This is a genomic window from Brevibacterium yomogidense (assembly GCF_016107685.1).
GTDB classification, from domain to species: Bacteria; Actinomycetota; Actinomycetes; order Actinomycetales; family Brevibacteriaceae; genus Brevibacterium; species Brevibacterium yomogidense.
Genome location: NZ_JABASY010000002.1, coordinates 453,440 through 479,185 on the forward strand (window position 1 = coordinate 453,440; position 25,746 = coordinate 479,185).

The window sequence follows — 25,746 nt, forward strand, 5'->3', positions numbered from 1 at the left end:
CCGAGCTGGATCGCGCCACGGCGGTCTAGGATGGAGGGGTCTCAAGACCCGCCCTTCCGGAAGGATCCCCGCCGATGACCGCACCATCCGATCAGACGAGCCCCGTCGACCACAGGTACGACGCAGAGCTTGCGGATCGGATCGAGCGCAGATGGCAGGCCCGGTGGGCGCAGGAGCAGACCTTCGCCGCGCCCAATCCGACGGGGCACCTCGCCGATGCTGCGCCGGACCGGCCCGCCGGTGACCGCGAGCACGTCTACCTCATGGACATGTTCCCCTACCCGTCGGGCCGCGGCCTGCACGTCGGGCACCCCCTGGGCTATCTCGCGACCGACGTGTTCGCCCGCTACCACCGGATGCTGGGGCACAACGTCATGCACGCGCTGGGCTACGACTCCTTCGGCCTGCCGGCGGAGCAGTACGCCGTCCAGACGGGGCAGCACCCGCGTGTGACGACGGAGGAGAACATCGCGAACATGCGTCGTCAGCTCACCCGTCTGGGCCTGGGCCATGACGAGAGCCGCACGTTCTCCACGACGGACCCGGAGTTCGTCCGGTGGACCCAGTGGATCTTCCTCCAGATCTTCAACAGCTGGTACGACCCGGACGCCGGCGACGGCGCAGGTGCCGCGCGCCCGATCGACACGCTCATCGCCCAGTTCGAAGCCGGTCGTCCCACGGGGCACGACCGGGAGTGGGCAGACCTCAGCTACGCGGAGCGCGAAGAGGTCCTCCAGGAGCACCGCCTCGCATACATCTCCGATTCGCCCGTCAACTGGTGCCCCGGGCTGGGCACGGTCCTCGCGAACGAGGAAGTGACGCCGGAGGGGCGGAGCGAGCGCGGGAACTTCCCGGTCTTCACGCGGCGTCTGCGGCAGTGGAACATGCGCATCACCGCGTATGCGGACCGGCTGGCGGACGACCTCGACCTGGTCGACTGGCCCGACGCCGTCAAGCAGATGCAGCGCAACTGGATCGGACGGTCGACGGGCGCACTCATCCGCTACCCCGCCGGTGCGGTCGACATCGAGGTCTACACGACGCGTGCCGACACACAGTTCGGCACGACGTACCTGGTCCTGTCGCCGGAGCACCCCCTGGTCGACGTGCTCACGGTCGATGCGTGGGACGCGGACGTGCCGGAGTCCTGGCGCGGCGAGGGTGCGACACCGACCGAGGCGATCGCCGCCTACCGCCGTGCTGCGGCCGCGAAGACGTCCGTCGAGCGGCAGGAGGACCGGACGAAGACCGGCGTCTTCACCGGGACCTCCGTCGAGAACCCCGCGACCGGGGCCGAAGTGCCCGTGTTCGTCGCGGACTATGTGCTCATGAACTACGGGACCGGCGCCGTCATGGGTGTGCCCGGGGAGGACGCGCGCGACTGGGACTTCGCGAAGGCGTTCGGCCTGCCGTACATCCGCACGGTGCAGCCGCCTGCGGAGCACGATGAGGACTCCGTCTACACGGGCGACGGTGCGAAGATCAATTCCGCGAACGACGAGATCGACCTCAACGGGACGACCATCGACGAGGCGAAGGCGGCGATGCTCGGCTGGCTGGAGGGGAAGGGGCTCGCGAAGCCGTCCACCCAGTACCGGCTGCGCGACTGGCTGTTCTCCCGACAGCGGTACTGGGGTGAGCCCTTCCCGATCGTGTACGACGAATCCGGGGCCCCGCACGCCATCCCGGACGACCAGCTGCCCGTCGACCTGCCGGAGGTCCCGGACTTCTCGCCGCGCACCTTCGCCGCGGACGACGTCGACAGCGAACCGGAGGCGCCGCTCAGCCGCAACCACGAGTGGGCGGAGGTCGAACTCGACCTGGGCGACGGCCCGCGCATGTACCGGCGCGACACGAACACCATGCCGAACTGGGCCGGATCGTCCTGGTACCAGTTCCGCTATGCGGACCCGACGAACGCGCGGGAGTTCGTCGCGCCGGAGAACGAGGCCTACTGGCTGGGGCCCACCGCGGCGAAGCCCGCCGGTGGTGCGGACCTGTACGTCGGAGGCGTCGAGCACGCGGTGCTGCACCTCCTGTACTCCCGGTTCTGGCACAAGGTCCTCTACGACCTGGGCTTCTCGTCGTCGTTCGAACCGTTCCACAAGCTCATCAACCAGGGCTACATCCAGGCATTCGCGTTCACCGACGCGCGCGGCGCCTACGTGCCGGCGGGAGAGGTCGAGGAGCGCGTCGGGGACGACGGCACCTCCACGTGGTGGTGGGGTGGGCAGCAGGTCGACCGCGAGTACGGGAAGATGGGCAAGTCGCTCAAGAACGTCGTGACCCCGGATGAGATGTACGAGCAGTTCGGAGCGGACACGTTCCGCGTGTACGAGATGTCGATGGGGCCGCTCGAGGTGTCACGCGCGTGGGAGACGCGCGCGGTCGTGGGCGCCCATCGGTTCCTGCAGCGTGTCTGGCGACTCGTCGTGGACGAGGAGACCGGCGGCCTGCGCGTCGACGAGTCGCCCGCGGACACGGACACGCTGCGTGTCCTCCACCAGACGATCGCCGGAGTGCGCGAGGACCTCGAGCACTTCCGCAACAACACGGTCGTCTCTAAGCTCATCGTCCTCACGAACCACCTCACGAAGACGGGGGTCGCATCGCGGGAAGCGGTCGAACCGCTCACGCTCATGCTGGCACCGCTTGCTCCGCATCTCGCAGAGGAGCTGTGGGAGCGCCTGGGCCATGCGGAGTCGCTCACCTATGAGCCGTTCCCCGAAGCCGATCCCCAGCACCTCGTCGCGGACACCGTCACGGCGGTCGTCCAGGTGAAGGGCAAGGTGCGTGCTCGATTGGAGGTCGCCCCGGACATCGGCGCGGACGAACTCGAGCGGATGGCCCGCGAAGCGCCGGGCGCGCAGCGTGCACTGGACGGAGCAGGGATCCGCAAGGTGATCGTCAAGGCGCCCAAGCTCGTCAACATCGTCCCCGACGCGTAAGGAGACCTCCATGCCCGCCAGTCCCGAAGAGATCCGTGCAGCTCTGGGCGTGCAGGCGCAGATAGATCCCCACAAGGAGGTCGAGAGGCGCATCCGGTTCCTCGTCGAGTACGCGCGGAGGACGGGTGCGCGCGGTTTCGTGCTGGGGATCTCCGGAGGGCAGGACTCGAGCCTCGCGGGACGGCTGTGCCAGCTTGCGGCGGAGGACCTCCGCCAGCAGGGTGTGCGTGCACGCTTCCATGCTCTGCGGCTTCCGTACGGAGCGCAGGCGGACGCGGACGACGCCTCGAGCGCCCTCGACTTCATACGGCCGGACGAGATCGTCGACTTCGATGTCAAGCCCGCGACGGACGTGCTCGTCGACACCCATGATGCGGCGGCCGGTCGTCCTCTTCCCGATTTCCACCGCGGCAACGTCAAGGCCCGCATGAGGATGATCGCCCAGTACGCCGTGGCAGGGGAGAGGGGCGCACTCGTCGTCGGCACGGACCACGCGGCCGAGGCGGTGACGGGGTTCTTCACGAAATTCGGCGACGGCGGCGCCGACCTCATGCCGCTCACGGGACTCACGAAGAGGCAGGGCGCCGCCATGCTCCGTGCGCTCGGCAGCCCGGACCGCCTCTGGAAGAAGGTCCCCACCGCGGACCTGCTGGACGGGGAGCCGGGGCAGACGGATGAGGCCTCCCTGGGGCTCACATACGAGCAGATCGACGATTTCCTCGAGGGGAAGGCCGTCCCGGAGACCGTCTCCCTCACTCTGCAGAGCCGCTTCTCGGTATCCGAGCACAAGCGTCGGACCCCACCGGGGCCGTCCGACACGTGGTGGTGAGCCTCGGACGCCAGACCCTCGGGTCGGCTGCCCCCGTCTTCCTGGTTGAGACCCTCAGTCCTCGAGGATGCGGCTCACGAGGATGATGCGGGAGAATTCCGCACGCGCCGCGAGGAAGGCATCCGCGCGCTCCTCCCCGGCTCGCTTCGCATCTCCGAACGCCTGCCAGCCGCCGTCGCGACGATCACCGGGGACCAGCACGCGCTGCCCTTCGATGACGTCGGTCTCGCTGCGGATCCACGCGTCCAGCGCGCGAGCCGCCCGGTAGAACGTCATGAAGGCGCGGTGTGCGTGGGGCTCATCGAGTCGCGTGTGTGAGAAGTCCGACAGGAACGCGGAGAGCGGAGCAGTGAGGTCGTCCGGGAACTCCGTCACCTCCGCCTCGATCCGCAGACGCCGCACCAGCCCGTCGTTCTCGGGGAAGCGCTCTGTGATGTCCTTCGCCGCCTGGGAGTCCGCCCGGGCGAGCTCCTCCTGCGGTGTCTGACTCAGCTGCACCGGCGTGTAGGTCTCGTAGGCGTCCGCAGCCTCCGATGCGAGCGCGTCGATGCGGCTCTGGAGATGAGTCCACGTGAGAGACCACCCGAGCACCGCACCGGCCAGGAGCAGCACGGCGAGCACGAGCAGCAGCCAGGCGGTCCCGTGCAGCGGCGGTACGACCGCGCACACGAGGAGCACCACGCCCGCTGCGAGGAGGACGAGTGCGGAAGGAGTATTCACGAGGAAGTCACCGAAACGCTTCACGCCTTCAGACTACCCGGGGCGGCCCGTCCCCTATGCTGAGGCGCGTACCGCGCGTCGCAGCGACACGAACCCGCTGGGCGCGAACACGCTGAAGGGGAGAAGCACTATGACGACGCTGTCCGTTGTGGGTGTCGGGTATCTGGGAGCAGTGCACGCGGCCTCCATGGCATCACTCGGCCACACCGTGATCGGCGTCGACGTCGACGAGCGGAAGCTCGAGGACCTCGCTGCGGCGCGCGCCCCCTTCTTCGAGCCGGGCCTTCCCGAGCTGCTCGAGCGGACGCAGGACAGTGCACGCCTCTCCTTCACCTCGGACGCGTCCGTGGTGGCACCGGCGACGGTCCACTTCGTCTGCGTCGGCACGCCGCAGAGCGCGGACGGGCTGCACGCGGATCTCTCCCACGTCGACGCGGCGGTCGATTCGATCCTGCCCCACATCGGCCCGGGCCACCTGGTCGTGGGGAAGTCGACGGTGCCGGTCGGCACAGCCGAGCGGCTGGCAGGCAGGGTGCGTGCGACCGGTGCGGAGCTCGCCTGGAACCCGGAGTTCCTCCGCGAGGGCAAGGCCGTCCAGGACACACTCACCCCTGATCGCCTGGTGTACGGGGTCCCGGACGGTGCCGCCGGTGAACGTGCCGCGCAGCAGCTCGACGAGGTCTACCGGTCCGTGCTGGACCTCGGCACCACCCGCATCATCGCCGACTACCCGACGGCGGAACTCGTGAAGACGGCAGCGAACTCGTTCCTCGCGACGAAGATCTCCTTCATCAACGCGATGGCCGAGCTGTGCGAGACGGCGGGCGGCGACGTCACGGTGCTGGCCGACGCGATCGGCATCGACGACCGGATCGGACGGAAGTTCCTGAACGCGGGCCTGGGCTTCGGCGGCGGATGCCTGCCCAAGGACATCCGCGCCTTCATCGCGCGGGCCGACGACCTCGGCGCGGGAGAGGCCGTGAGCTTCCTCAAAGAGATCGACGCGATCAATCTGCGACGGCGCGACCGGATGGCCGACCTCGCGGTGGAGGTCTGCGGCGGTGACGTCGACGGCGTGCACGTGACAGTGCTCGGGGCGGCGTTCAAACCGGACAGCGACGACACGCGCGACTCTCCGGCCCTGGCCGTCGCCGCCGCGCTCCGGGACCGCGGCGCGATCGTCACCGTCACGGACCCGGAGGCGATCGAGAACGCCAGCAGGCGGGAGCCGGACCTCACTTTCGAACCGGACCTCACGACGGCACTCCGCGGTGCGGGCCTCGTGCTCCTCCTCACTGAGTGGACACAGTATCGTGAGCTCGACCCCCACAGCGTGGCCGACCTTGTGGACCGACCGCGGATCCTCGACGGCAGGAACGTCCTCGACCCCGCACGGTGGCGCGGTGCGGGGTGGACCTACCGAGCGCTCGGACGCCCGTGAGCGCCGCCGGGCGCGGCACGCGCGGTCGACGGCCGGGGGAGGACGACACGGATTCGGAGATCGGCCTCGTCGTCGACTCGACGGTCCTCCTCACGGAGGGGGAGAAGCAGCGCATCGAGGCTGCGCTGAACGGGCGGTTCGCCGTCGTCCCGCTCTCCATCATCGTCGACGACGTCGAGCACGCGGACGGCCACCTGGCACCGTCCGAACTCTGCGCGGCCATGACCGCGGGTGCACAGGTGAGCACGTCTATGCCCACGACCACCGCGTTCCGGGAGGCGTACGCGGAACTGCGGGCGCGCGGCTGCGATCACATCCTCGTCCTCACCCTGTCCGCAGCGCTGTCGGGCACATACGACTCCGCAGTGTCCGCCGCGAAGGACGCCGAGGTCTCCGTCACCGTCGTCGACTCCCGGACGACGTCTGCGGCGGCCGGTGGCGCAGCGCTGCTCATGGCGGACGGCGCGGCGGAAGGCCGCGGAGTCGCCGCCCTGCGGGCCGCCGGGGAGGACTACCTGCGGGAGGAGACGTTCGTCGTCTTCTGCCCCGCCACGCTCGAGCATCTGGAGCGCGGCGGCCGGATCGGTCGCGCCGCGTCCCTGCTGGGCCGGGCGCTGTCGATCGTCCCCGTGCTCGGACTCACCGACGGTGTCGTCGACTCGATCGCCCGCGTCCGCACCGTGCGCAAGGCGCACGCCCGCATGATCACGGAATCCCTCACGGTCGCGAGAAGCCTGGCCGACTGCGAGATCACCGTGCTCGTGTCGGAGGGGTCGCTCGACGACGCCGACGGAGGGGCGGGCGCAGTCCACGCAGAGCTCGAGGAGGCAGCGCGCGCCGAAGGCTGGGGACTGAGTGCGGGGGTACTCTCACCGGTCCTCACGGCACACGTGGGGCCCGGAGCCGTCGGCATCGTCGTACGAGGTCGCAGCTGACCCACTGGCGGTCACAGCGAGGCCCCGTGCACGCAGTGGGATGCGAACGGGTTCCTGTGGACCCGCCTGCTGCCGTCCTCAGCTGACATCACCCCGATCACAGGACTGCACAGCGTGTCGAACATGAGTGCATGAGTCCCTCACCCGCCGAACGGTTCTCCGCACTCCTCGCCCGCAGCGGTGAGAAGGGCTGGTCGCCCGACGACGACCTCGGCGACGAGGGCGGAATCCACGACGACCGCCCTCCCGCCGACCGCAGGAACGTCCACCATCGGCACATCGACGTCGACGAGGACGATGTGGATGACGAGGACGGCGACCGTGTGCCGACAGGGGTGCGTCCGGGGCTGTCCCGGACGCTGCTGCTGTGCCTGCTGGGGGTGGCGCTCACCGCGGTCCTCGTCCTGGTGCTCGCTCCGTCACTGCTGCGGGGCGAGAGCCCGCTCGCAGGTCCGGAGGAGGGCTCCGGCTGGGAATCCACGCACGCGGAAAACACCAGTGACCCCACGGACGCCGCCGCGTCGCACGGAGCGGACCCGGACGACGCGGAGGCCACGGCCGTCTATGTGCACGTCGTCGGCGCGGTGAACAGTCCCGGCGTAGTCGACCTGCCCCCATCCTCCCGCGTGTCGGATGCCGTCGAGGCGGCCGGCGGGGCAGTGGCGGACGCGGACATCGACGCCCTCAACCTCGCACGCGAGCTGGTCGACGGCGAGCAGATCCGTGTTCTCCGGGTGGGCGAGGAACCCGCTCCCGCGGCAGAAGACGGCGGTGCCGGAGCCCCCGGAGTCGGAGTCGGAGGCGGGGGAGGGGATGGAACGGATGCGACCGCGGCCGGCGGGGGTCTCATCGATCTGAATGCGGCGGACGCCGCGCAGCTCGAGACGCTGCCGGGGGTCGGCCCCGTGACGGCGCAGTCGATCATCGACCACCGGGAGGCGATCGGCAGGTTCGGTTCGGTGGACGAGCTGCTGGACGTGACCGGCATCGGCGACGCGACGCTGGCCAGGATCCGCGAGAGCGTCACGGTCGGGTGAGGCGTCGACTGCGGGCAGCTCGGACGCGCGGTGAAGAGCTGCTGACGGCGCGCATCGGGACGGCACGGGCGCTTGCCGCCGCCGCGGCGACGTGGGTGAGCGTCGTCGCGGCGGGGATCCCGGTACTGGTCGCGGCGCTCGCGTGCGTGCTCTCCGGCGCCGCACTCCTGATGCGTCACAGCCGGACCTCCGGGCCGGCCGTTCAGCGTCGTGCGGGGCGGGCCACTCGGCGTCGTGCCAGCCGGGCCGTGATGGTGGGAGGTCTCCTGTGTGCGGCGGGTCTGCCGGCATTGCTGGCAGGCGCCCACGCGCTGAACCGTGCCGAGGCCCCGCGCCCGGAGGAGACTGTCGTCAGGATCGTCGCGGATGCGCAGGAGACGGAATCCGGACGGTGGCGCACGATCGGGGTGGGCGAATTCGGGCGGTCGACGCTCGTGGCGGACACGCCCCCGCCGGAAGCCGGCTCCGTCGTGCGCGCAACACTGGACTGGTGGGGCGAGGACATCGCGGGGATCGACGATGTCCAGGTGGTGGGCGTGCCAGCCGCGCAGTGGCAGGTGCGGTCCGCCTTGCGCACGGGACTCAGGGACGCCGCGGGTGTCGGAGCGCACCCGGGTGCGGACCTCCTCCCCGGGCTCGTCATCGGGGACGTCGCACACGTCGACGCGGAACTCACCGACGCGATGCGGACGGTGTCGCTCACGCACCTCACGGCGGTGTCTGGATCGAACATCCTCATCGTGGCCGGCGTGGTCGTCTTCCTCTGCGCGCGCCTCCGGAGCCCCTGGTGGGTGCGGATCCTCCCCGCAGCAGCTGTGACGGCGGGCTACGTCTTCGTCGTCGGACCGGAGCCCAGCGTCATGCGCGCCACCGCGATGGCCGCGCTCGTCGCGGTGGGACTGCTGCGGCCCGCGGGCACCCCCACACTCGCGGTGCTCTCCTCCGCGGTCACCGTCCTGCTCCTCGTGCGTCCGCACCTCGCGACTGAGATCGGCTTCGGCCTCTCGGTGTGTGCGACGGCTGCGATCGTCATGCTCGCCCCACCCCTCACACGTGCGCTCACCGACAGGCGGGTGCCGCGGCTCATCGCCGTGGCGATCGCCGTGCCGACGGCGGCCCAGCTTGGGTGCACACCCCTGCTCGTCGTCATGGACCCCAGGATGAGCCCGTGGGCGGTCCTCGCCAACGTCGCGGCCGCACCCGCTGTGGCCCCCGCGACCGTCCTGGGGCTGGCGGGCCTCGCCGGTGAAGGGGTCGCGACAGGGCTCACGATTCTTGCGGAACCTGCCGCAGGGTCCGGATCGCGGGCGGGAGCAGCAGTCGTGTTCCACATCGTCGCGCGAAGTGTGGGGGCGATGGGTGCCGCAGCCGCCTGGTGGATCACGGTCGTCGCCCGCGTCTGTGCGGTGCTGCCCGGAGCCGGTCTCGGATGGCCCGCAGGAGCCGCGGGCGTCGCCGTGGCCGTCGGCCTCGCGGTGGGGGTGGCGTGCGCACTCCTGGGGCGGCGCAGCCTGCGCGGGGTCGGCGCGGTCACCGCAAGCGCGTGCCTCGTCGCGGGGCTGGCGGCCCCCGTACTCACGGCGACGGGCCGCGGCTCCTGGTCCGCGATCGTGTGCGACGTGGGGCAGGGCAGCGCCGCTCTGTTCCGCAGCCGGGACGGACCCCGCGACCACGCGCTCCTAGTCGACACGGGGGACGATCCGGCGAAGCTCGCCTCCTGCATGGAGGGTGCGGGCATCAGTCGCCTCACCATCGCGCTCTCCCACTTCGACTCCGACCACGTCGCGGCGCTCCCCGAAGCGGTCGCCTCCGTCGACGAAGCACTGGTCATCCACCCCCTGGCGCTGGACGGCACCGCAGACGCAGCGCGGACGCGGCAGAGTGCGACCGTCGCCCCACCCGTGTCCGCCGGACAGGAGATCCCCTCCGACCTCCTGCCGACCGGGGTGACCGTCGACGTGCTGTGGCCGCCGCCCGACGCGCGGTCCGCGGACGACGGAAATGCGGCATCGCTGGTCCTGCTCGTCACCGTGGACGGTCTGCGTGTGCTCCTGCCCGGCGACGTCGGGGAGGCACAGCAGCTGCGCCTCGTGGCGGACCTCGCCCACCGCGAACCGATCGACGTCCTCGTCGCTCCCCACCACGGCAGTGCGGACACGTCACCGGCGTTCTTCCGGGCCGCCCGGCCTCGGGTGGGCGTCGTGTCGGTCGGCGCGGACAACACGTACGGACATCCGACCGCCCGAGCACTGGATGCATACGGATCCGTGCCGGTGCTGCGGACGGATCGCTGCGGCAGTGTCAGCTTCTCCGCGGAGCTCACGCTGCTGGGAGACGTCGCGGAGACCTGTGTGCCCCACGGACGATAGTGTTGATGCGTGGCAGCGAAGAAGACGGCAGTGGCGTGGCACCGGGCGGCACCGGCGCCTCTCGTGCTCCTGTCAGGCGGAGAAGACGTCCTCATCCGGAACGCGCGGACGCGGATCGTCCAGGCGGTGAAGAGGAAGCACCCGGACGTCGAGGCAGTGGGCCTCAGTGCGTCCGCATATGAGGCGGGAGCACTGTCCGGCGCTGCGGCACCGTCGCTGTTCTCCTCGCACGGTCTCATCCTCGTGAGCGATCTCGCGTCGATGAGCGACGATTTCCTCAAGGACGCCCTCGCCTACGTCGATGACCCGAACCCGGACATGGTCGTCGTCCTCGAGCACCGGGGCGGCCAGCGGGGTGCACGTCTGCTCAAGGCCCTCACCGCTGCAGGAGCCCCCACGGTGGACGTGGGAGTGCTGAAGAGCGAGGCGGATCGCTCCGCGTATGCGAAGGACGCGTTCGCGCGGGCGAAGCGGACGATCACCTCCGACGGACTCGCAGCGCTCATGAACGCGCTGGGTGCCGACCTGTCGGAACTGGACGCCGGGGTGCGTCAGCTCCTCACGGACACGGACGGGAGCATCGACGCGGACATCGTCGACGCGTACTACGGCGGCCGGATCGAGGCGACCGGCTTCAAGGTCGCGGACGCGGCGTGCACGGGCAGGACGGGGGACGCACTCTCGCTCCTCCGCCACGCGCTCGCGACAGGAGCGGACCCCGTCCCGGTCGTCGCCGCGGTCGCGATGAAGCTGCGGAACCTCGCGAAGGTCGAGGGGCTGTCCGGGTCGCCGGGGTCACTCGCAGCGGAACTGGGGATGGCCCCGTGGCAGGTGGATCGTGCGCGACGCGAATCCCGCGCGTGGAACCCCGTGGCGCTGGGCAGGGCGATCCTCGCTGCCGCGGACGCGGATGCCGCAGTGAAGGGCGGAGGCCGCGACCCCGTGTACGCGGTCGAGCACCTGGTGGCCTACGTCTGCCGCCAATCACGCGTGCGGTGAGTGGGCGTGCGGGCAGCGCACGCGGACAGCAGAAGGGCCGCTCCTCCGAAGAGGAGCGGCCCTTCTGACCGCGCGTCAGACGCTCAGCCGATCACGCTCCGAGAGCGTTGACCTGCTTCGCGAGGTTCGACTTGCGGTTGGCTGCGTTGTTCTTGTGCAGAACGCCCTTCGACACAGCCTTGTCCAGCCTGCGTGAAGCGTGCTGGAGGGCGGTCTGAGCGGAAGCGGCGTCGCCGGACGCGATCTGCTCACGGACGGAGCGGATCGCGGTCCTCACCTCGCTGCGGACCTCGCGATTGCGAAGCCTTGCCTTCTCGTTCGTGAGGTTCCGCTTGATCTGCGACTTGATGTTTGCCAACGTCAATACTCTTTCCTGCGGTGATCATGGTCGTGAGGGCTCTCCCACCGTCGACGTCGGACCAGCGGGGAAACACTGGCCGACCACAGTGAGAGGTAACGTCCGCCCGACCATCGATGAGACACTCACCACGGCGGACGTACAGCAGATGATCCTACAGGATCGGGAGCGGGCTGCGCGACCCGTCCCGCGGTCCGCCGGCCCCGACGCCGTCGTAAGACACCGGGTGAGAGGACTGAGGGATCGAGAGGTCGTCTCAGTGCGCGGCGAACCTCAGTGCGCGTCGATCGCGTCGACGACCGAGGAGAAGCGGTCCATCGGCATCACCGCGCCCTCGCGACGGACCGCGGACTGCTCGACGCGGATGATGCGGTCCAGACGCACCTCGGACGGTCGGCCCTGAGCATCCCAGCCGCCCGAGCCGATGTTGATGTACGGCGTGCCGTGCTCGTCGGTGTGGACGTCCCCCACCCCGCCGGGGATGTTGTCCTTGCTGGTGAGCATGAGGGCCAGCAGCCATCTGCCGTCACGGCCGATGACGAGCACCGGCCGGTCCTTGCCCCGGGTGTGGTCCTCCTCGTAGGGCACCCAGGCCCAGACGATCTCGCCCGGGTCGGCCTTGCCGTCCAGGTCCGGGGCGTAGACGGGCTTGATCGGCCCGCGGTAGTCGCCCGGGTAGCCGCCGTCCGGCCGCTTGGGGAACCGCTGGGCCGGCTTGGGACGGGTCGCCGAGCGCGAACGGTCGAACTCCGCACGCGTGTCGTCTGCGGCCTCCTCCGTCGTTCCAGGGAGGTCCTTCCGCTCCGCACCGCGGTCTCTACGCGTCGACGGCGCCGCGTCAGGGGTGCGGCGGCCGGGGGAGTGCGGGGGCGCTGTGCGCCGATCCTCCGACAGGAGCGAATCCACGACGCGCAGCGCGGTCGTGTCCTTCCCCGAACGACGCATGTAGCCGATGCCCTGGCGCACTCCCGTGCGCACGGCCTTCTGGGCGAGACGCTTCCAATCCATAGGGGAAGACTACTCGGCGGACGGGTCCTCCGACCCGGCGCGGTGGGGAGGCGAAACGTCCACGTCGGCACTCCATGCGAGCAGTGCCTGAACGGGGAAGTGGTCGCTGGGGAATCGGCCGGCGCGCGTGAATGTGTTGGTGACCACCGCGAGGGGAGCGAAGCCCTCGGTGTGAAGGATCCAGTCGATCCGGCGGCCTCCTCTCCTCACCCCCCGGTAGAAGTGGAAGGTGTCGACGTCCTCGTCGACCACCGTTCCCGGTGCGGCGGTCTCGATCGCGTCCGCGAGAAGCGGCCCCTTCGTCAGCAGACTCCAGAGGCGGTGGTGCTGATCGACGTTGAAGTCACCCACGACGACGGCCTCGGAGCCCGCATCGCGGGCTGTCCTCGCCTCCTCCCCGAGCATCCGGGCGGCATGGGGCCGCGCCCTGTCCGAGCGGTGGTCGACGTGGACGTTGACGAACCGGAACCGATGGCCCCCCACGCGGTCGCGGAAGTCGACGGATGTGATCGTGCGCGGGTGGGAGGATCCCCAGGAGCGGGAGCCCGCGACCTCCGGAGTCTCGGAGATCCAGCGGATTGCGACGGCCTCCGCATCGAGCCTGCGGGAGTCGAAGACGACCGCGGTGAATTCTCCGGCATCGCCGCCCGCACGCCCCTCACCGGTCCACACGTAGCGTTCGGGCAAGAGGTCGACGAGTGCGTCGAGCTGCTCGACGGTCCCCTCCTGTGTGCCGATGACGTGGGGCGTCTCCTCCCTCAGGAGCTCCGCCCACAGTGGCAGCCGTTCGGACCACGGGTGCTCATCGCGCGCCGGGTAGCGGAGATTCGCGGTCATGACGGAGAGTGCGCGACCTCGCGGGCGCAGGAATGCCATGGCAGAAGGCTAGCGCGCACGGGACCTGCACCGCGCGCATATGGCGCACGATGGTCCGACCGGTGTTCGCGGGTGGTGGTGGATCATGGGAGAATAAGTGATTGAGTCGGATGAGAGGACTTCGGAAACCACATGGCACCTCAGGTGAGCGCTGAATCGCGGAAGCGGATCGACGTCGCGGCGACCCCACCGGACCTGATCCGGAACTTCTGCATCATCGCCCACATCGACCACGGGAAGTCGACGCTGGCGGATCGGATGCTCCAGATCACGGGGGCCGTCCAGCCGCGCGACATGCGCGCGCAGTACCTCGACCGGATGGACATCGAGCGCGAACGCGGCATCACGATCAAGTCCCAGGCGGTCCGCATGCCGTGGGAGGTCGACGGGACACCGTACGCCCTCAACATGATCGACACGCCCGGTCACGTGGACTTCACCTACGAGGTGTCGCGTTCGCTCGCCGCCTGCGAAGGCGCGCTGCTGCTGGTGGACTCGGCGCAGGGAATCGAAGCGCAGACACTCGCGAACCTCTACCTCGCGATGGAGAACGACCTCACGATCATCCCGGTCCTCAACAAGATCGACCTGCCGGCTGCTCAGCCGGAGAAGTACGCGGAAGAACTCGCGAACCTCATCGGGGCGGACCCCGACGACGTGCTGCGAGTCTCCGGGAAGACCGGCGAGGGCGTCGAGGACGTGCTCGACCGCCTCGTGCGGGAGATCGCTCCCCCGGTGGGCGACGCCGATGCACCCTCCCGCGCGATGATCTTCGACTCTGTCTACGACACGTACCGCGGCGTGGTCACCTACGTCCGCGTGGTCGACGGCCGACTCACGCCACGGGAGAAGGTCACGATGATGTCGACGGGCACGTCGTACGAACTCCAGGAGATCGGGGTGTCCTCCCCTGAACCGGTCGTCTCGAAGGGCCTGGGCGTGGGCGAGGTCGGGTACCTCATCACGGGTGTGAAGGACGTGCGCCAGTCCAAGGTGGGTGACACCGTGACGAACGCGCGGAAGCCCGCGGACGCCCCGGTCGAGGGGTACTCCGAACCGAAGCCGATGGTATTCTCCGGCCTCTTCCCGATCGACGGCTCCGACTACCCTGTGCTGCGCGACGCGCTCGACAAGCTGAAGCTCAACGACGCGGCACTCGCATACGAACCGGAGACGTCGACGGCGCTGGGCTTCGGATTCCGCTGCGGATTCCTCGGTCTGCTCCATCTCGAGATCGTGCGGGAACGGCTGGAGCGGGAGTTCGACCTCTCACTCATCTCCACCGCGCCGTCCGTGGTGTATCGCGTCGTCATGGAGGACGGCACGGAGCACACCGTCACGAACCCGTCGGAATATCCGGAGGGGAAGATCAGCGAGGTCCACGAGCCGATGGTGCGGGGCACCATCCTCACGCCCAGTGAGTTCGTCGGGGCGGTGATGGAGCTGTGCCAGAACAAGCGCGGCTCGCTGCTCGGCATGGACTACCTCTCCGAGGACCGGGTCGAGCTGCGCTACCGCCTGCCGCTCGCAGAGATCGTCTTCGACTTCTTCGACGCACTCAAATCGCGGACCAAGGGCTATGCCTCGCTCGACTACCAGGACGACGGCGAGGACACGTCGGCGCTCGTCAAGGTAGACATCCTGCTCCACGGCGATCAGGTCGATGCGTTCTCCGCGGTCGTGCACAAGGACAAGGCATACAGCTACGGTGTCGCGATGGCGGGCAAGCTGCGCGGTCTCATCCCGCGCCAGCAGTTCGAGGTGCCGATCCAGGCGGCGATCGGTTCGCGCATCATAGCCCGTGAGACGATCCGCGCGATCCGCAAGGACGTCCTCTCCAAGTGCTACGGCGGCGACATCAGCCGTAAGCGCAAACTGCTGGAGAAGCAGAAGGCGGGCAAGAAGCGGATGAAGATGGTCGGCAGTGTCGAGGTGCCTCAGGAGGCCTTCATCGCAGCGCTGTCGTCGGACGACGCCCCCTCGGACAAGAAGTAGGCCGTGCCCGCTCAGCCGGAAGGCGATGTGCCGCCGTTGGACGGGACGCTGCCCCGCGACTCCGCCGCTCGCGCGGGCGGCGCCACGTTCAGCGCGTACGTCCACGTCCCGTACTGCCGTGTGCGGTGCGGGTACTGCGACTTCAACACGTACACCGCGGAAGAACTGGGCCCGGGTGCGAATCGTGCGGACTACCGCGAGCAGTTGGGCCGCGAGATCGCGGTGTCCCGCCGCGTGCTCGCCGGTTCACCGCTGGAGGACCGACCGTTCGACACCGTCTTCTTCGGCGGGGGGACCCCCACGCTCCTGCCCGCGACGGAACTCGCCGGCGTCCTCGACGACCTCCGGAGGGCCTTCGGCCTCGCGGAGGGCGCCGAAGTGACGACGGAGGCGAACCCGGACAGCGTCGACGCAGCGTATCTGCAGACCCTCGCGGACGCCGGGTTCAGCCGCGTGTCCTTCGGCATGCAGTCGGCGGTCCCGCACGTGCTGCGGACGCTCGACCGGACGCACGACCCTTCACGGGTGGGTGAGGTGGTCGCAGACGCGAGGGCCGCCGGCCTCGACGTGAGCCTGGACCTCATCTACGGGACACCCGGAGAGAGCCTCGAGGACTGGCGCACCAGTCTCGAAGCAGTGCTCGAGCACCGCCCCGACCACGTGTCCGCGTACTCCCTCATCGTCGAACCGGGCACCCGCATGGGTGCGCAGGTGCGGCGCGGTGAGCTCCCGATGCCGGATGAGGACGATCTGGCCGACAAGTACGAACTCGCAGACACCCTGCTCGCGGAGGCGGGCCTCACCTGGTACGAGGTCAGCAACTTCTCGACGAGCTCCGCCACTCGATGCGACCACAATCTCGCGTACTGGCGCAATGCCGATTGGTGGGGGTACGGGCCGGGCGCTCACTCGCACGTCGGCGGCGTCCGGTGGTGGAATGCGAAGCACCCACGCGCATGGTCCGACCGCCTGGGCGGAGGGAATTCGCCCGCAGTGGGGCGCGAAGTGCTCGACGCGGACACACGCGCGCTCGAGGACCTCATGCTGGCGGTGCGGATCGACGGGGAGTACCCGCTCGACCGGCTCGCCCCGTCTGCACGCGAGCACATCGCGCACCTGCTCGCTGAAGGGCTGCTGGCCCCGGCGACCGTGTCGACCGGGAGGATCCACCTCACCCGCGCCGGGCGCCTGATGGCCGACGGCATCGTCCGCACGCTCTCCGACCACCTGGCCTGAAAGGGCCCACCGGGCGCCTCGACGGAGGACGTCAGTGCTCCCGCCCGGCGGGCGTCGAATGGTCGACGCACGCCGGGCGACGAGTCACTTGATGATGTCGATGACGAACGGGATCCTGTACATCTCGCCGTTGTAGGCCTTCACCGCCGCGATGATCTGCAGCACCCAGCCGACGACGACCACGATCGGCAGCAGGACGAAGCCGATGAGCACGATCGTGAGGAGGCTGGAGACGAAGCCCGCGATGATGAGCATGATCTGCAGGTTGAGCGACTGTCGGGTGTGCTCGCGGACGAACGGCGAATCGTCCTTCTTGATGAGGAAGACGATCAGCGGCACGATCGCGCTCACGAGCATGGCTCCCACGTGGGACAGGACGGACATCGTCTTGTCGTCCTGAGAGGCCTTCCAATACGCGGCCGAGCCGTCGCCGTACGCGGCATCGGGGTGCGGGCCGATCAGCGGAGGGCCGGCGGGGGCGCCGAAGCCGGAAGCTGATCCGCCGTAGCTGCCCGGCAGGCCGTAACCGTTCGGTGGGCCGTACCCTCCCGGCTGACTGCCGGGGCCGCCGGCCTGCGGAGCGGGGGAGTCGTTCGGGGTGGTCATGGGTCCTCCTTGAGAGCGACTGTGGAACCGTGTGGTCCCCAGCCTCTCATCCCGGCACGGATGAAGCGACTGATTCGCAGCTGTTCAGCGGGAATCCACCCGCCGGACGGGGGTTCTCCCCCGTAGCGGCCTGGTCGGCGCCGGTTCACCCTGTGGGTGTGGGTCGACCGCGTCGGTCCCGGTGGTCCGCGTCAGTGCCGGTTGACCGTCACGAAGTCGATGAGCTCCTCGACACGACCGGACAGGGCCGGTTCGACGTCTGCGATCGTGGTGACCGACCGGAGGATGCGCGCCCAGGCCCGGGCGACGTCGCGGTGGTCGGCGTGGTCCCAGCCGATGCGGGCCAGCACTCCCGTCTTCCAGTCCTCGCCGCGGGGGACGACCGGCCATGCGCGGATGCCGACGACGGCCGGCCTCACCGCCTGCCACACGTCGACGTAGGGGTGACCGATGACGCGCACGCTGCCGGCCCACGCCGGATCGTCCATGACGCGACGGGCGAGCCGTGATTCCTTCGTGCCCTGGACCATGTGGTCGGCCAGCACGCCGACCCGGTGGTCGGCGTCGGGGGAGAACTCCGCGATCCGTTCCGGCAGGTCGTCCAGTCCGCCCAGGGGCTCGACGACGACCCCCTCGATGCGCAGGTCGTCGCCCCAGATGCGTTCGACCAGCTCCGCGTCGTGCTTGCCCTCCACCCAGATGCGGGAGCCGCGGGCGACGCGTGCCCGCGCGTCCGCGACGATCCGTGAACCGCTCGCGGTGCGGCCCGGTGCGGCACCGCGAGCCCCTCCCGTTCCTGCTCGCGGATCCGGAGACCCACCTGCGGACGGGGCCCGAGGCGCCGGTCGGGTGAGCGCGCACGGTCGCCCCTCGACGAGGTAGCCGGGGCCCAACGGGAAGGAGACGCGGGCGCCGTGCCTGTCCTCGAGCACCATCGCGATGCCACCCGGGGCCTTCTCGATGCGGACGACGGCACCGACGAATCCCGTCTCGACGACTTCGACGACGAGGCCGGGTTCGGCGGGGACCTGGGGAAGGGAGGGCCGCCGGTGCGTCCGTCCCCCGGACAGCACATCGGAACCGTAGCGATCATGGAACGACATCAGATCAGGCTAGCGAGGCTCCACTCGCGGATTCCGGAGGCGCGCCGGTCACGACCGCGCCGGACCGGCGGGGTCGACGCCCCCGGTGGAGGTCGAGGGCTGCGGGGAGTAGGATTGGCACTCGATTGCAGTGAGTGCCAGACGGCGGGGGTCCCGCCACGAGTCTGCGGTGAAGGGGGAGAGGTGAACGACGATCGTCGGGCGCGTGTCCTTCGCGCCATCGTCGAGGACTACGTCTCCACGAACGAACCCGTCGGTTCGAAGTCCCTTGTGGAGAAGCATCGGCTGGGGGTGTCGTCCGCGACGATCCGCAACGACATGGCGGCGCTGGAGCAGGAGGGCCTCATCGCCCAGCCGCACACGTCCGCGGGCCGCATCCCCACGGACAAGGGGTATCGCGCGTTCGTCGACCGGATCGACGAGATCAAGCCGCTGTCCGCAGCGGAGAAGCGTGCCGTGGCCCGCGTCCTCGAGCACCCGGTGGACGTCGACGACATCCTCGACCGCACTGTGAGACTCCTCTCACAGCTCACCCACCAGGTGGCCCTGGTGCAGTACCCCCGCCTGTCGCGCTCGCGGGTGCGGCACATCGAGCTCGTCGACATCGCCCCGTCCCGACTGCTGGCGGTCCTCATCACGGATGCGGGGCAGGTCGAGCAGCGGCTCGTCGACACGGGCCGGATGGTGTCGGACGACGAAGTCGCCGCACTGCGGTCCCTCTTCCTCGCCTCCCTCGTCGACAGCCCGGTGGGAGACGTGCCGCGCTTGGTGACGGCGATCGAGGCGCGTCCCGAGCTGCGCGGGCCCGCCGCCGCGGTGGGTGTGGTGCTGGGCGACCTGGCACGCAGCTTCCGCACGGAGCGACTCGTCATGGCGGGCACCGCGAACCTCGCTCGCGCGGGCCGCGAACTGGGCGAGCACATGGGTCCGATCCTCGAGGCCTTCGAGGAGCAGGTGGTGCTCCTGCGCCTCCTGTCGACGATGGCTGCGGAGGGTCCCGACGTCGCGGTGAGCATCGGGACGGAGAACCCCCTCGACACCTTCGTCTCGACATCAGTGGTCGCGACCAACTACCTTGCGGAGGGCGTCGAAGCGCGGATGGCCGTCGTCGGCCCCACCCGGATGGACTATCCCACGACCATGGCGGCGCTCCGCGCGGTCGCGAAGTACATCTCGACGATCCTGAGCGACTGACCCCCTCGACCGACACGACTGCGCCCCCGGGGCGCACAAGGAGAACCGACACCGGTGAGCGATCACTACGAAACGCTGGGCGTCTCACGCGACGCGAGCGAAGCAGACATCAAGAAGGCGTACCGCAAGCTGGCGCGCACGCTCCACCCGGACGTGAACCCGGGCCGCGAGGAGGACTTCAAGGCGGTCTCCCTCGCCTACGACGTCCTGTCGGACCCGGACAAGCGGAGGAACTACGACCTCGGCGGCGGTGAGAACGGCCAGGCCGGGCCGGGTGCCGGCTTCGGGGGCTTCTCCGACCTCTTCGAGACGTTCTTCGGCGGCGGTGCCGGTGGCGGCAGGCCGCAGCCGGCGTCGCGGGTGCGCCGCGGCAAGGACGCGCTCGTGGCCCTGCGCGTCGACCTGCGGACCGCTGCCTTCGGCGGAACGGCGGACGTCGAGATCGTCACCGCGGACGTGTGCGGGACGTGCGAGGGCGAGGGCACGCGTGAGGGCACCGGGATCCGCACCTGCTCCCTGTGCGACGGCCACGGCTCCGTCCAGCAGATGACCCGGACCCTGCTGGGCCAGATGGTGACGAACCAGACCTGCCCCCAGTGCGGCGGCTACGGCACCGTCATCGAGGACCCCTGCCAGAACTGCCACGGCGACGGACGCGTCCGCGCGAACGAGACGATCACCGTCAAGGTTCCCGCGGGTGTCCGCGACGGCAACCGCATCCAGCTGTCGGGACGCGGGGAGGTGGGTCCCGGGGGCGGTCCCCGCGGCGACCTGTACCTCGAGGTCATGGTCGAGGACCACCCGGTCTACACGCGCGACGGCTCGGACCTGCGGTGCACGCTCACGATCCCGATGACGGCGGCCGCTCTGGGCGCGACCATCCCACTCGAGACGTTCGACGGGGAGCAGGGCGTCGAGGTGAAGGCCGGCGCGCAGACGGGCGACACGATCCGGCTCAAGGGCCTGGGCGCGCAGCAGCTGCGCCGCGAGGGCCGGGGCGACATCTTCGTGACGCTCGCGGTGGAGACACCCACCTCGCTCACCGCGGACCAGCGCGCACTGCTGGAGCAGCTCGCGGAGGAGCGCGGTGAGACGGCACCCACCGGCAGCACGGGCGAGCCGCGCACAGGTCCGTTCTCCCGCCTGCGGGAACGCCTGGCCGGACGATGACCCGCGCGGTCTTCCTCGATCGGGGCCTTCCCCGCGCTGAGCCCGGGGACGTCGTCGAGGTGGCTGCCGCAGTCGCGCACCACGTGCGGGTGTCCCGCATCGCTGCGGAGGAGGAGTTCGATCTCGTCGACGGCACCGGACAGCGCCTGCGGTCCGTCCTGGCGGAGCTCGCCGCGACCGAAGCCGCACTCGTCGACGAGGCCCGCACAGGTCCGCGCGGTCGCACGGGCAGGCGCGGGTCGCGTGGGCAGGCGGACGCTCCACTCGCGGTGAGGGTGCTGGAGGTCACGACCGAATACCCGGGTGCTCCGGAGCTCGTGCTCGTCCAGGCGCTTGCGAAGGGCGACCGTGACGAGCAGGCCGTCGAGGCCGCGACGGAGATGGGCGTCGACCGCATCATCCCCTGGGCGGCGGCGCGATCGATCGCGGCATGGCCCGCCCACAAGGAGGAGAAGCAGGCCTCCCGCTGGCGGTCCCTCCTCGATTCCGCCACGCAGCAGTCCCGGCGCGCTCTCGCCCCGGAGCTCGAACCGCTCGCACGGGGCGGCAGGATCCTCGAGCGGCTGCGCCCGACGGACCACGTCCTCGTCCTCCACGAGGACTCCCACGACCACCTGGTCGACGAGCTGGAGGATCTCGCAGGGGACGCCCGGGTCTCCCGCATCGTCTGCGTAGTCGGCCCGGAGGGCGGCATCAGCCCCGAGGAGCTCGACGACTTCCGCGCGGCCGGTGCTCGGACGGTGCTGCTGGGACCCACCGTGCTGCGCGCCTCATCCGCGGGCCCGGCAGCCATCGCGCTGGCGCAGGCCGCGCTGGGCCGATGGCGGTCGCCCCTCGAGTGAAGCTCGGTAGAATCACATGACACGGCACGACCAACCGGAAGGACACCCCCTGGAACCCGACCACTTCCCGGGCCCTGACACCCGATCAGGCCCCGACGACCGCCCGGCGACGGCGACCCCCGACGACACCGCACCGCAGCGGACCACAGTGAGGCTCGCCCTCCCTGAAGACCTCGACCTCGTCGCCCTCTTCGGTCCGGCGGAGGTGAACCTGGGAGCGCTCGAGCAGTTGGCGCCGGACGTCGACGTGCACGTGCGCGGTCATGACATGGCGCTCACCGGACCGGAGGACGCCGTGTCCGCGCTGGTCGGCACCATCGGCGAACTCAAGCGGCTGGTCGCCTCCGGGGCGATCATCGACCCGGACACCGTCGCGCGCGTGGGTGCGATCGACCCGGAGGCGGCGTCCGCGTCGGACGTGCTCGGGGCGAGCATCCTGTCGACTCGGGGTCGCACCGTGAGGCCCAAGACCTTCGGCCAGCACGAGTACGTGCGGGCGATCCGGTCGCACACGATCACGTTCGGACTGGGTCCCGCGGGAACGGGCAAGACGTACCTCGCGATGGCGATGGCCGTGAATGCGCTGCAGCGACGCGAGGTGTCCCGCATCGTCCTCACACGGCCCGCGGTCGAAGCGGGGGAGCGCCTGGGCTTCCTGCCCGGGACGCTCAACGAGAAGATCGACCCGTACGTGCGGCCCCTCTACGACGCACTGCACGACATGATCGAGCCCGAGCGCATCCCACGGCTCATCGAATCGGGCACGATCGAAGTGGCCCCGCTCGCGTACATGCGCGGACGGACGCTCAACGACGCCTTCGTCATCCTCGACGAAGCGCAGAACACGACGGCCGAGCAGATGAAGATGTTCCTCACCCGCCTGGGCTTCGGGTCGAAGATGGTGGTGACCGGCGACACGAGTCAGGTCGACCTGCCGACCGGCACCGCGAGCGGCCTCCGCATCGTCCAGGGCATCCTCGAGGGAGTGGACGACATCGCGTTCTGCACCCTCACGAGCAAGGACGTCGTCCGTCACTCGCTCGTGTCCGCGATCGTGGACGCCTACGACCTGTGGTCCGCCACGGAGCAGCCCGGGACCGCAGGGCGGCCCCGGCACGTCGGCGCGGGGCGGAGACCCGCGTCCGGCAGGCCCGGATCGACAGGAGCCCGCGCATGAGCATCGAGGTAGCCGACGAATCCGGCGCGGGGATCGACCTCGACGCCGTCCACACGCTGACCGCGCACGTGTACGAGCAGATGCGGATCCACCCCGACGCGGACGTGTTCGTCCGCTTCGTCGAGGAGGGGCCGATGGAAGAGCTCCACGTCGAGTGGATGGGTCTGGACGGCCCCACCGACGTCATGTCCTTCCCGATGGACGAGCTGCGTCCCGGCGACGACGCGGAGCCCGGTGTGCTGGGCGACATCGTCGTGTGCTCCGCGGTCGCCGCGGAGCAGGCGGTGGCCGCCGGCCACAGCACGATGGACGAGGTGCTCCTGCTCGTCGCCCACGGTCTCCTCCACCTCATGGGCTACGACCATGCGGACGACGAGGAGAAGGCGGAGATGTTCGGTCTGCAGCGGCGCCTGCTGCTCACGTACTTCGCGGCGCGGGAACCGGGCCGCACAGACGTCCCGCACCCCACGGAGGGATGAGGTGGCGATCGCAGCGTTCTTCGCGGTCGCTCTGGTCTTCCTCGCCGTCGCCGCCGTGTTCGTCGCTGCGGACTCCGCGTTCGCGACCGTTTCCCGCTCCGAGGTCGAGCACGCGGCGGAGCAGGGCCGCCGAGGCGCCGCGAAGGTCCTGAGGGTCTTCACGGACCCGCTGGTCCACACGTACGTCCTCACCTTCACCCGGCAGCTCGCGGAAGCGCTCGCGACCGTCTTCATCGCGTTCGCGTACCTGCAGGTCTTCGACGTGGGCTGGGAAGTCGTCGTCTGCACCGTCGCGACGGCCTCGGTCGCGGTCTTCGTCGTCGCGGGGGTCTCCCCGCGCTCCGTCGCACGGCACTACCCGCTCCAGACGTCCCTCCTGCTGGGCGGCATGGTCTCCGGGCTCCGGGCCGCGCTGGGGCCCGTCGCGCTCGTCCTCGTGTGGCTGGGCAACATGCTCACACCCGCGAAGGTGAGCGGAGCGGGCGCACCGCTGTCCGAGTCGCAGCTGCTCGACTACGTCGACCGAGCCCAGGCCTCCGACGTGATCGAGGACGATGAGCGCGACATGATCGCGAACGTCATCTCCCTGGGGGACACCCGGGTGTGGAAGATCATGGTGCCCCGGACCGACCTCGTGACCGTGCGCGCGGGCACCAGCCTGGACGACGCGATGGTCCTGTTCCTGCGGTCCGGGTTCTCACGCGTCCCCGTCACGGGCGAGGACATCGACGACGTCCGCGGCTTCCTCTACCTCAAGGACATCGCCCGCCAGCTGCACATGCGGCCAGAGCTCAGCGTCGAGAGCATCGACGGGTTCGCCCGCGTCGCACGCTTCGTGCCGGACACCAAGCTGGTCGACGACCTGCTCCATGAGATGCAGGCCCGCAACACCCACGTCGCCGTCGTCGTCGACGAGTACGGCGGCACCGCCGGGATCGTGACGATCGAGGACATCGTCGAGGAGATCGTCGGCGAGATCGACGACGAATACGATGTGAGCGACGACGCGATGATCGGGGAGGACGGTGCGGCCGTCGTGAGCGCGCGGATGGACATCGACGACCTCGGCGACCTGTTCGACGTGCGGATCGACGACGAGGACGTCTCCAGCGTCGGCGGTCTGCTGCAGAAGCTCGTGGGGCACGTGCCGATCGCCGGCTCGCACGCGGCTGTCGCGGGCCTCCGACTCGAAGCCCTGCCCGGGGAGGGCCGGCGGCACAGGATCACCCGCGTGCATGTCGCACGCACGGACACGACCAACACCCAGGAGGATGACCATGGCTGACGACTCACAGGCCGACAGCGGCGAGACGGGTGCAGCGCCCGCGGCGGACGGGGCCGCCGAGCAGTCGCTGGACGACCGCATCGCCGCAGCACTGGGCCCCGGCGGCTTCCGCACGGATGTGCCGGAGAACTATCGTGCAGGCTTCTGCTGCTTCGTCGGTCGCCCGAACACCGGCAAGTCGACCCTCACGAACGCTCTGGTGGGCGAGAAGATCGCGATCACGTCCGACAAGCCGCAGACCACCCGGCACACCGTTCGGGGGATCGTCCACCGCGACGACCACCAGCTGATCCTCGTCGACACGCCGGGCCTGCACCGCCCCCGGACACTGCTGGGGGAGCGGCTCAACGACCTCGTCGCGGGCACCCTCGCGGAGGTCGACGTCATCGGCTTCTGCGTGCCGGCGGACGAGACGCCCGGCCCCGGCGACCGGTACATCGCAGAGCAGCTCGCGCAGTTCTCCGGCCGGACACCGGTCGTCGCGCTCGTGACGAAGACCGACCGCGTGTCCAAGGACGAGGTCGGGGCGGCACTGCTGCGCACCGCGGAACTGGGCGACTTCGCGGACGTCGTGCCCGTGTCCGCGACGTCGGGCTTCCAGGTCGACACCGTCGACGCCGTGCTCGCCGCGCACCTGCCGCTCTCACCGCCCCTCTACCCGGACGGCGAACTCACCGACGAACCCGAATCGGTCATGGTGGCGGAGCTCGTTCGCGAGGCGGCGCTGGAGGGGATCCGCGAGGAGCTCCCGCACTCCCTGGCGGTGCAGGTCGAGGAGATGCGTGCCCGCGAGGACCGGCCGGAGGACCGTCCACTGTGGGATGTGCACGTCATCCTCTACGTCGAACGGCCCAGCCAGAAGGCGATCATCATCGGACGCGGCGGGTCACGACTCAAGCACATCGGCTCGCAGGCCCGGAAGGGCATCGAGGCCCTCCTGGGGACCCCCGTCTACCTCGACCTGCACGTCAAGGTCCTCAAGGACTGGCAGCGGGACCCGAAGGCGCTCGGTCGTCTGGGCTTCGACTTCTCCTGAGCGGGCGCAGGCGGGCCGCGCGGCGTGCGCGGCCAGCCGGTACGTCCCGCGCCGCGGTCCCACCGTTCCGTCTCCCGTCCTGTGGAGTCTCTGAGAATCTGTA

General features: G+C 70.0%; 22 protein-coding genes. 16 read left to right on the top strand and 6 right to left on the bottom strand.

Going from position 1 to position 25,746, the window contains the following annotated elements:
• Nucleotides 1-74: 74 nt before the first annotated feature.
• Together leuS and nadE are read left to right on the top strand one after the other, a co-directional pair.
• Nucleotides 75-2,948, top strand: coding sequence for a leucine--tRNA ligase (gene leuS, locus JFC09_RS06380; protein WP_198393154.1), 2,874 nt, complete (start codon nucleotides 75-77; stop codon nucleotides 2,946-2,948).
• A 10-nt stretch (nucleotides 2,949-2,958) separates the two neighbouring features.
• A complete protein-coding gene (gene nadE, locus JFC09_RS06385; protein ID WP_198393155.1) occupies nucleotides 2,959-3,777 on the top strand; it encodes an ammonia-dependent NAD(+) synthetase in 819 nt (272 codons plus the stop codon).
• Between the two features lie 54 nt (nucleotides 3,778-3,831).
• Here the strand turns inward: nadE and JFC09_RS06390 are convergent, their stop codons facing one another.
• Entirely contained in the window at nucleotides 3,832-4,521 is a 690-nt protein-coding gene (locus tag JFC09_RS06390; RefSeq protein ID WP_198393156.1) for a hypothetical protein, read from the bottom strand.
• Between the two features lie 106 nt (nucleotides 4,522-4,627).
• Between JFC09_RS06390 and JFC09_RS06395 the strand changes: the two genes are divergently transcribed.
• The 5 genes from JFC09_RS06395 (at nucleotide 4,628) to holA (ending at nucleotide 11,278) form a co-directional block, all read left to right on the top strand.
• Complete coding sequence (locus tag JFC09_RS06395) at nucleotides 4,628-5,938, top strand: UDP-glucose dehydrogenase family protein (RefSeq protein ID WP_198393157.1); 1,311 nt, start codon at nucleotides 4,628-4,630, stop codon at nucleotides 5,936-5,938.
• Nucleotides 5,935-6,873, top strand: coding sequence for a DegV family protein (locus JFC09_RS06400; protein ID WP_332839678.1), 939 nt, complete (start codon nucleotides 5,935-5,937; stop codon nucleotides 6,871-6,873). Before JFC09_RS06395 ends, JFC09_RS06400 begins: the two co-directional genes overlap by 4 nt.
• A 131-nt stretch (nucleotides 6,874-7,004) precedes the next feature.
• Complete coding sequence (locus tag JFC09_RS06405; RefSeq protein WP_198393158.1) at nucleotides 7,005-7,910, top strand: ComEA family DNA-binding protein; 906 nt, start codon at nucleotides 7,005-7,007, stop codon at nucleotides 7,908-7,910.
• Nucleotides 7,907-10,279, top strand: a complete 2,373-nt coding sequence (locus tag JFC09_RS06410) for a ComEC/Rec2 family competence protein (RefSeq protein WP_198393159.1) — start codon at nucleotides 7,907-7,909, stop codon at nucleotides 10,277-10,279. Before JFC09_RS06405 ends, JFC09_RS06410 begins: the two co-directional genes overlap by 4 nt.
• Nucleotides 10,280-10,288: 9 nt before the next feature.
• The gene (gene holA, locus JFC09_RS06415; protein WP_198393160.1) at nucleotides 10,289-11,278 is read left to right on the top strand and encodes a DNA polymerase III subunit delta; all 990 of its coding nucleotides are present in this window, start codon (nucleotides 10,289-10,291) and stop codon (nucleotides 11,276-11,278) included.
• 91 nt (nucleotides 11,279-11,369) lie between these two features.
• Here the strand turns inward: holA and rpsT are convergent, their stop codons facing one another.
• The 3 genes from rpsT to JFC09_RS06430 form a co-directional block, all read right to left on the bottom strand.
• Complete coding sequence (rpsT, locus tag JFC09_RS06420; RefSeq protein WP_198393161.1) at nucleotides 11,370-11,636, bottom strand: 30S ribosomal protein S20; 267 nt, start codon at nucleotides 11,634-11,636, stop codon at nucleotides 11,370-11,372.
• Nucleotides 11,637-11,909: 273 nt separating this feature from the next.
• The gene (locus JFC09_RS06425; protein WP_198393162.1) at nucleotides 11,910-12,644 is read right to left on the bottom strand and encodes a type II toxin-antitoxin system PemK/MazF family toxin; all 735 of its coding nucleotides are present in this window, start codon (nucleotides 12,642-12,644) and stop codon (nucleotides 11,910-11,912) included.
• A gap of 9 nt (nucleotides 12,645-12,653) precedes the next feature.
• The gene (locus tag JFC09_RS06430; RefSeq protein WP_198393163.1) at nucleotides 12,654-13,520 is read right to left on the bottom strand and encodes an endonuclease/exonuclease/phosphatase family protein; all 867 of its coding nucleotides are present in this window, start codon (nucleotides 13,518-13,520) and stop codon (nucleotides 12,654-12,656) included.
• A 132-nt stretch (nucleotides 13,521-13,652) separates the two neighbouring features.
• Between JFC09_RS06430 and lepA the strand changes: the two genes are divergently transcribed.
• Nucleotides 13,653-15,515: a translation elongation factor 4 gene (gene lepA / locus JFC09_RS06435; protein ID WP_232483216.1), complete on the top strand. Its 1,863-nt coding sequence runs from the start codon at nucleotides 13,653-13,655 to the stop codon at nucleotides 15,513-15,515.
• Between the two features lie 3 nt (nucleotides 15,516-15,518).
• Nucleotides 15,519-16,751: a radical SAM family heme chaperone HemW gene (hemW, locus tag JFC09_RS06440; protein ID WP_198393164.1), complete on the top strand. Its 1,233-nt coding sequence runs from the start codon at nucleotides 15,519-15,521 to the stop codon at nucleotides 16,749-16,751.
• A gap of 84 nt (nucleotides 16,752-16,835) precedes the next feature.
• Here hemW and JFC09_RS06445 read toward each other — a convergent pair whose 3' ends face one another.
• Together JFC09_RS06445 and JFC09_RS06450 are read right to left on the bottom strand one after the other, a co-directional pair.
• Entirely contained in the window at nucleotides 16,836-17,357 is a 522-nt protein-coding gene (locus tag JFC09_RS06445; RefSeq protein WP_198393165.1) for a DUF4870 domain-containing protein, read from the bottom strand.
• Between the two features lie 191 nt (nucleotides 17,358-17,548).
• Nucleotides 17,549-18,460, bottom strand: coding sequence for a DUF3097 family protein (locus tag JFC09_RS06450; RefSeq protein WP_198393166.1), 912 nt, complete (start codon nucleotides 18,458-18,460; stop codon nucleotides 17,549-17,551).
• Between the two features lie 183 nt (nucleotides 18,461-18,643).
• Here JFC09_RS06450 and hrcA point away from each other — a divergent pair, with 183 nt between their 5' ends.
• Genes hrcA through era form a run of 7 tightly spaced genes read left to right on the top strand, consistent with a single transcriptional unit; the run spans nucleotide 18,644 to nucleotide 25,643 of the window.
• Nucleotides 18,644-19,654 (top strand): heat-inducible transcriptional repressor HrcA, encoded by a 1,011-nt coding sequence (hrcA, locus tag JFC09_RS06455; protein WP_198393167.1) that lies wholly within the window; start codon nucleotides 18,644-18,646, stop codon nucleotides 19,652-19,654.
• Between the two features lie 54 nt (nucleotides 19,655-19,708).
• A complete protein-coding gene (gene dnaJ / locus JFC09_RS06460; RefSeq protein WP_198393168.1) occupies nucleotides 19,709-20,824 on the top strand; it encodes a molecular chaperone DnaJ in 1,116 nt (371 codons plus the stop codon).
• Complete coding sequence (locus JFC09_RS06465; RefSeq protein WP_198393169.1) at nucleotides 20,821-21,666, top strand: 16S rRNA (uracil(1498)-N(3))-methyltransferase; 846 nt, start codon at nucleotides 20,821-20,823, stop codon at nucleotides 21,664-21,666. Before dnaJ ends, JFC09_RS06465 begins: the two co-directional genes overlap by 4 nt.
• A 16-nt stretch (nucleotides 21,667-21,682) precedes the next feature.
• On the top strand, nucleotides 21,683-22,843 hold the full coding sequence (locus JFC09_RS06470; protein ID WP_198393170.1) for a PhoH family protein: 1,161 nt from the start codon (nucleotides 21,683-21,685) through the stop codon (nucleotides 22,841-22,843).
• Nucleotides 22,840-23,322 (top strand): rRNA maturation RNase YbeY, encoded by a 483-nt coding sequence (gene ybeY / locus JFC09_RS06475; RefSeq protein WP_198393171.1) that lies wholly within the window; start codon nucleotides 22,840-22,842, stop codon nucleotides 23,320-23,322. Before JFC09_RS06470 ends, ybeY begins: the two co-directional genes overlap by 4 nt.
• Before the next feature lies 1 nt (nucleotide 23,323).
• Nucleotides 23,324-24,607 (top strand): hemolysin family protein, encoded by a 1,284-nt coding sequence (locus JFC09_RS06480; RefSeq protein WP_332839679.1) that lies wholly within the window; start codon nucleotides 23,324-23,326, stop codon nucleotides 24,605-24,607.
• Nucleotides 24,594-25,643: a GTPase Era gene (gene era / locus JFC09_RS06485; protein ID WP_408610942.1), complete on the top strand. Its 1,050-nt coding sequence runs from the start codon at nucleotides 24,594-24,596 to the stop codon at nucleotides 25,641-25,643. Before JFC09_RS06480 ends, era begins: the two co-directional genes overlap by 14 nt.
• Nucleotides 25,644-25,746: the final 103 nt, after the last annotated feature.

What these genes read in the sequence shown, in the direction of transcription:
- JFC09_RS06395 (WP_198393157.1), top strand. Translation starts at nt 4,628, where the DNA reads ATGACGACGCTGTCCGTTGTGGGTGTCGGGTATCTGGGAGCAGTGCAC.
- lepA (WP_232483216.1), top strand. Translation starts at nt 13,653, where the DNA reads ATGGCACCTCAGGTGAGCGCTGAATCGCGGAAGCGGATCGACGTCGCG.
- ybeY (WP_198393171.1), top strand. Translation starts at nt 22,840, where the DNA reads ATGAGCATCGAGGTAGCCGACGAATCCGGCGCGGGGATCGACCTCGAC.
- JFC09_RS06465 (WP_198393169.1), top strand. Translation starts at nt 20,821, where the DNA reads ATGACCCGCGCGGTCTTCCTCGATCGGGGCCTTCCCCGCGCTGAGCCC.
- JFC09_RS06450 (WP_198393166.1), bottom strand. Translation starts at nt 18,460, where the DNA reads ATGTCGTTCCATGATCGCTACGGTTCCGATGTGCTGTCCGGGGGACGG.
- leuS (WP_198393154.1), top strand. Translation starts at nt 75, where the DNA reads ATGACCGCACCATCCGATCAGACGAGCCCCGTCGACCACAGGTACGAC.
- era (WP_408610942.1), top strand. Translation starts at nt 24,594, where the DNA reads ATGACCATGGCTGACGACTCACAGGCCGACAGCGGCGAGACGGGTGCA.
- JFC09_RS06425 (WP_198393162.1), bottom strand. Translation starts at nt 12,644, where the DNA reads ATGGATTGGAAGCGTCTCGCCCAGAAGGCCGTGCGCACGGGAGTGCGC.
- JFC09_RS06470 (WP_198393170.1), top strand. Translation starts at nt 21,683, where the DNA reads ATGACACGGCACGACCAACCGGAAGGACACCCCCTGGAACCCGACCAC.
- JFC09_RS06405 (WP_198393158.1), top strand. Translation starts at nt 7,005, where the DNA reads ATGAGTCCCTCACCCGCCGAACGGTTCTCCGCACTCCTCGCCCGCAGC.
- nadE (WP_198393155.1), top strand. Translation starts at nt 2,959, where the DNA reads ATGCCCGCCAGTCCCGAAGAGATCCGTGCAGCTCTGGGCGTGCAGGCG.
- JFC09_RS06445 (WP_198393165.1), bottom strand. Translation starts at nt 17,357, where the DNA reads ATGACCACCCCGAACGACTCCCCCGCTCCGCAGGCCGGCGGCCCCGGC.
- JFC09_RS06430 (WP_198393163.1), bottom strand. Translation starts at nt 13,520, where the DNA reads ATGGCATTCCTGCGCCCGCGAGGTCGCGCACTCTCCGTCATGACCGCG.